The organism is Acinetobacter sp. V2, assembly GCF_001188385.1.
Taxonomy (GTDB): domain Bacteria; phylum Pseudomonadota; class Gammaproteobacteria; order Pseudomonadales; family Moraxellaceae; genus Acinetobacter; species Acinetobacter oleivorans.
Window position 1 is genome coordinate 155,639 of the sequence record NZ_JZFB01000002.1, and the last position, 4,848, is coordinate 160,486.

General features: G+C 40.6%; 4 protein-coding genes and 1 pseudogene. All 5 read right to left on the reverse strand.

Annotation, left to right across the window (positions count from 1 at the left end):
- Nucleotides 1-1,019: TPM domain-containing protein (locus UC75_RS09560; protein ID WP_049837603.1), on the reverse strand; the 1,019-nt coding region annotated here is incomplete at its 3' end.
- Between the two features lie 24 nt (nucleotides 1,020-1,043).
- On the reverse strand, nucleotides 1,044-1,634 hold the full coding sequence (locus UC75_RS09565) for a LemA family protein (protein WP_003653797.1): 591 nt from the start codon (nucleotides 1,632-1,634) through the stop codon (nucleotides 1,044-1,046).
- Between the two features lie 130 nt (nucleotides 1,635-1,764).
- A complete protein-coding gene (locus tag UC75_RS09570) occupies nucleotides 1,765-2,652 on the reverse strand; it encodes a metal-dependent hydrolase (RefSeq protein WP_049837440.1) in 888 nt (295 codons plus the stop codon).
- A 174-nt stretch (nucleotides 2,653-2,826) separates the two neighbouring features.
- A complete protein-coding gene (locus UC75_RS09575) occupies nucleotides 2,827-4,248 on the reverse strand; it encodes an FAD-dependent oxidoreductase (protein WP_049837441.1) in 1,422 nt (473 codons plus the stop codon).
- Nucleotides 4,249-4,317: 69 nt separating this feature from the next.
- A pseudogene (gltB, locus tag UC75_RS20960) lies at nucleotides 4,318-4,848 on the reverse strand (glutamate synthase large subunit); the annotation flags it as partial.

Consider the following 4,848-nt stretch of genomic DNA (forward strand, 5'->3'; position numbering starts at 1 on the left):
CCACCACCGAAGCCTCCTCCACGGCCACCGCCGCCAGAACCACTCAGAATGGCCTGTAAAATAAGTTGGGCAATAGAAGTAATGAGTAAAAAGAAGATTCCAAAACCAAGTAATAAGCTTGTCACTAGACCTGCACCATTTACAAAACCTGCTACCGCAGCAGCAACACCAGCAGTAGATGCGCTAAGCGGACGACCGACAATAAATGAACCCACAATTCCAGCAACAAGAATAAATAGAGCCATTGTCAGGGTTGTCTGTTTAGCTTGTTGCTCTTCCTCAGCTTGATGTTGGCGTTCTTTTAAATCTTGAGCAGCTTGCTGAGCGACTTCTGGGTCAAGATTTAAAATCCTTCCAATTTCATCAAGACCTGCATTTAAACCTTGTGCATATTGGGCTTGTTTAAAATAAGGTGTAATTTGGTTTCGAATAATCCGACTTGCCACAATATCAGGCAATACGCCTTCTAAACCATATCCAGTTAAAATTTGTATGCGACGATCATTCACCGCAACTGCAATGAGCAATCCGTTGTCACGTTTAGATGATCCTAATTGCCACTGCTCACCCACTCGTAATGCATAATCAAAAATATCTTCTTGACCCGTAGTTGGGACAATAACGACACCAATTTGCGCTTTACCTTGTTGGTATAAATTTAGAATTTTTTGGTCGAGCTGCTGTTTCTCAGCTTCACTTAAAATGTTAGCTTGATCAATAACAGGCTGATTTAAAGTTGGCAAACCACGAATTGATTCACCGTCTGCCATATCGTTAGAGACTTTAGGCGAGGCAGCAACACTTGAAGTAGCTTGTTCACCTGACTTAGACGCAGTGGCTTGATTTTGCTGTTTTTGAATGATTTTGCCCGCTACTATTGTGTCAGTCTCGTCAGTAGCAGTTGCAATATTACTTTCACTCCATGCTGTATTCTGAAAAAGAACACCACAACAAAGCAAAATTAAGGTCGCAATAAAGACCTTAATTTGCCCAGACTGAAGCAATATAATATTTCTCATACAGCACTCCTTTGATTTATTAAATTAATCAAAAGAAACTTTTGGAGCCTGTTGTGCAGAAGCTTCTGCAGAGAAATTGGCTTTAGGATGCATACCAATTACTTTTGCGGTCACTGCTTGCGGGAACTGGCGTACATATCCGTTGTAATCTTGCACTGTTGTAATATAACGATTACGTGCAACTGCGATACGGTTTTCTGTACCCTCAAGCTGAACTTGTAATTCTTGGAATTGAGTATTGGCTTTCAAATCTGGGTAGTTTTCAGACACAGCAATCAATCGAGACAATGCCCCTGTTAATTGACTTTGAGCCTGTTGATATTTTTCAAGTAAAGCTGGATCTTCTAGAACTTCTTTATCAACTTTTAAACCTGCAACATTCGAGCGTGCCTGTGTTACTTCGGTTAATACTTGCTCTTCATGTTTAGCATAACCTTTTACCACATTGACAAGGTTTGGCACCAAGTCTGATCGACGTTGATATTGGTTTTGTACTTCAGACCACGCTGCTGTTACAGCCTCATCTTTTACTTGTAGAGTGTTATAGCCACATCCCGAAAACAGTAAGGTGCTGGCAAGTGTTGTTGCGATCGCTAATTGTTTCAATGTTTTCATCGTCACATTATCCTCAAGTTTTTCTTTATATTTTTGACCTCTTTACCCGATTGTATGATGAATTTGGCATTATTGTGTTGCTTTTATTTTATTGATTTTTAAAAACCGGATTTTTAAATCCGGTTTTCTATTAACTTAATCTTTGATCTTTTTCTTGTTGAAAACTTGCCATTTGATATTCTTCAGCTAAAGAACTTTTCCAGTAATCGACCATCTTGTCGTAATCCTTTTGACTAGGATGAAAATCTTTTTTGTAATATGCAAAGTATTCAGGCATTAATTGGACAAGCATCTTTATCAGCAAATACGACCCAAATAAATTACCTCCAATTTTAGGTAAGCTGTTCCATTTATCTTGCCAAAATAAACGAGTTGTCCCATAAAAAGCCAGACTCGCAAACCCAGTCGTGACGCTACGCATGAGTAAGCGACGAATACGGTCATCTCCATATACATGTTGATAGACATCGAATGCGACTGAACGATGTTCAATTTCTTCAATCGCATGCCATACCCAAAGTTTTAGCGCATCTTGATCTAACGTTTTTAACAATTCTGGATGTTGTAAGACATATGCTCCAAGGAGAGCTGTAAAATGTTCAAAAGCACAGGTAAGAGCTAATTGCAGCTTAGGTGGAATCGTTCTTAAGTATTTATCGCGCTCATTTAACCAATTTTGAAAACTGTCCAGATTATAATCATCACGGCGCCAAGCTTCATTAAACTCGCCATGTGCTTTGGAATGCATAGCCTCTTGTCCAATGAAAGCTGCAATTTGCGCTTGTAATTGAGGGTCTGAAACTTTATCACGTACATTACGTACGCTATTCACAAAGAATTGCTCACCTACTGGAAACGTTGATGAGAGTGCAGTTAAAAAATGAGACATGAGGGGTGAATTTGCAAAATAGTGCCGCTTGATCGCCTTTGGATTAAATTCAAGACGACGCACTGTAATACCCAACGCTTTTCGACGATTTAAATATGATTTTTCTGCCGTCATATCTGCGATGTTCATACTCAACACCTATTGTATTGAAGAAGGAAGTTTTGAGTATGTCGCGAGCTTAAAAAGCTAAAAAGGGCAAAAAAGCTTATTATATTTGCCAAAAACATCAAACTGACTAATGGTAAACAATAAAAAAAGCCTACTTGAAGTAGGCTTTTTTGAGTGTTTTAACACATTAATTTATTAAACACCAAGGTAATCCAAAATGCCTTCAGCAGCTTGACGGCCTTCCCAAATCGCAGTCACGACTAGGTCTGAGCCACGCACCATATCACCACCAGCAAAGATTTTCGGGTTTGATGTCTGGAATTTGAATTCTTGTTTTTCAGCTGCGACAACACGACCTGAACCATCAAGATTAATATTCGCGTTACCAAACCAATCCGCTGGGCTTGGGCGGAAACCGAATGCAAGTAAAACAGCATCGGCTGGTAATACTTCTTCAGAACCTGGAACTGGTTCAGGACTACGACGGCCACGACTATCTGGTTCACCCATTTGGGTCGTTACCACTTTTACGCCTGTCACGTTGCCATTTTCACCAACGATTTCGATCGGTTGACGATTGAATAGGAATTTTACACCCTCTTCATAGGCATTTTTTACTTCACGTGCAGAACCTGGCATGTTGCTTTCATCACGACGGTATGCACATGTTACATCATGAGCGCCTTGACGTAATGAAGTACGGTTACAGTCCATCGCTGTATCACCACCACCAAGTACAATCACCTTTTTACCATCTAAACTGATGTACTCACTTGGATCTTTTTCCCAACCTTGGCAGCGATTCACGTTAGAGATTAGGAAATCAAGAGCATCATAAACGCCATTAAGATCTTCACCTGGGAAACCACCCTTCATGTAGGTATAAGTTCCCATACCCATGAACACCGCATCATATTCTGCAAGTAATTCATCAATAGTTACATCTGTACCAATTTCAGTATTTAAGCGGAATTCGATACCCATACCTGTGAAAATTTCACGGCGGCGTTTCATCACATCTTTTTCCATTTTAAATTCTGGAATACCAAATGTAAGTAAGCCACCAATTTCAGGACGCTTATCGAATACAACTGGTTTAACACCACCACGAGCTAGAATATCTGCACAGCCTAAACCAGCAGGACCAGCACCAATAATGGCAACTTTTTTGTCAGTCCATTTTACACCTGACATATCTGGACGCCAGCCCAAAGCAAAGGCTGTATCGTTGATATATTTTTCAGCATTACCAATGGTTACTGCACCAAAACCATCGTTTAAGGTACAAGCACCTTCACATAAACGGTCTTGTGGGCATACGCGACCACATACCTCAGGTAGTGTATTCGTTTGATGACAAAGCTCAGCAGCTTGGAAAATTTGGCCTTCAGCAATGAGTTTTAACCAGTTTGGAATGTAGTTATGTACAGGACATTTCCATTCACAATATGGGTTACCACAACCTAAACAACGGTGAGTCTGATTAGTGACAGTTTCCGATGTAAAAGGCTTATAAATTTCCACAAATTCTGCTTTGCGGACAGTAATATCTTTTTTCTCTGGATCTTGGCGTGCTACATCCAGAAATTGAAAGTCATTATTTAGGCGTTCTGCCATGTCTCTCTCCGTGGGTAGGCGCGGTTTTCACTGTTGTCCGCACCTGCCTATGTCGTTGCAGTCGTGGAATTATTGTGGATCAGCTTGTGTTGTTTTCAAAAGCGTTTGTAAATTAGCAGCCTTTGGTTTCACAAGCCAGAATTTACGGCTGTAGAAATCGAACTCATTGCGGATTTTATAAGCCCAGGCACTACCTGTTTCTTTAATATGCTCATCGATAATACGCAACAAGAACTCTTTATGATCTTCCATAGATTCTGTTGAAATACGATTTAAATCAATCAATTCGTGGTTGTAGTAATCTACGAAGTCATTGTCCAGGTCAAGTACATAAGCAAAACCACCAGTCATGCCCGCGCCAAAGTTATGGCCTACTTTACCAAGTACAGTCACAACACCACCTGTCATATATTCACAGCAGTGATCGCCAGCACCTTCAATTACAGCAAATGCGCCAGAGTTACGAACTGCAAAACGCTCACCCGCTGTACCCGCTGCAAAAAGCTTACCGCCAGTTGCGCCATACAAACAGGTATTACCAATAATTGCTGTGTTTTGGGTTTGGAAAGGTGAACCTTTTGGTGGGAAAATTGAGATACG

What these genes read in the sequence shown, in the direction of transcription:
- UC75_RS09565 (WP_003653797.1), bottom strand. Translation starts at nt 1,634, where the DNA reads ATGAAAACATTGAAACAATTAGCGATCGCAACAACACTTGCCAGCACC.
- UC75_RS09570 (WP_049837440.1), bottom strand. Translation starts at nt 2,652, where the DNA reads ATGAACATCGCAGATATGACGGCAGAAAAATCATATTTAAATCGTCGA.
- UC75_RS09575 (WP_049837441.1), bottom strand. Translation starts at nt 4,248, where the DNA reads ATGGCAGAACGCCTAAATAATGACTTTCAATTTCTGGATGTAGCACGC.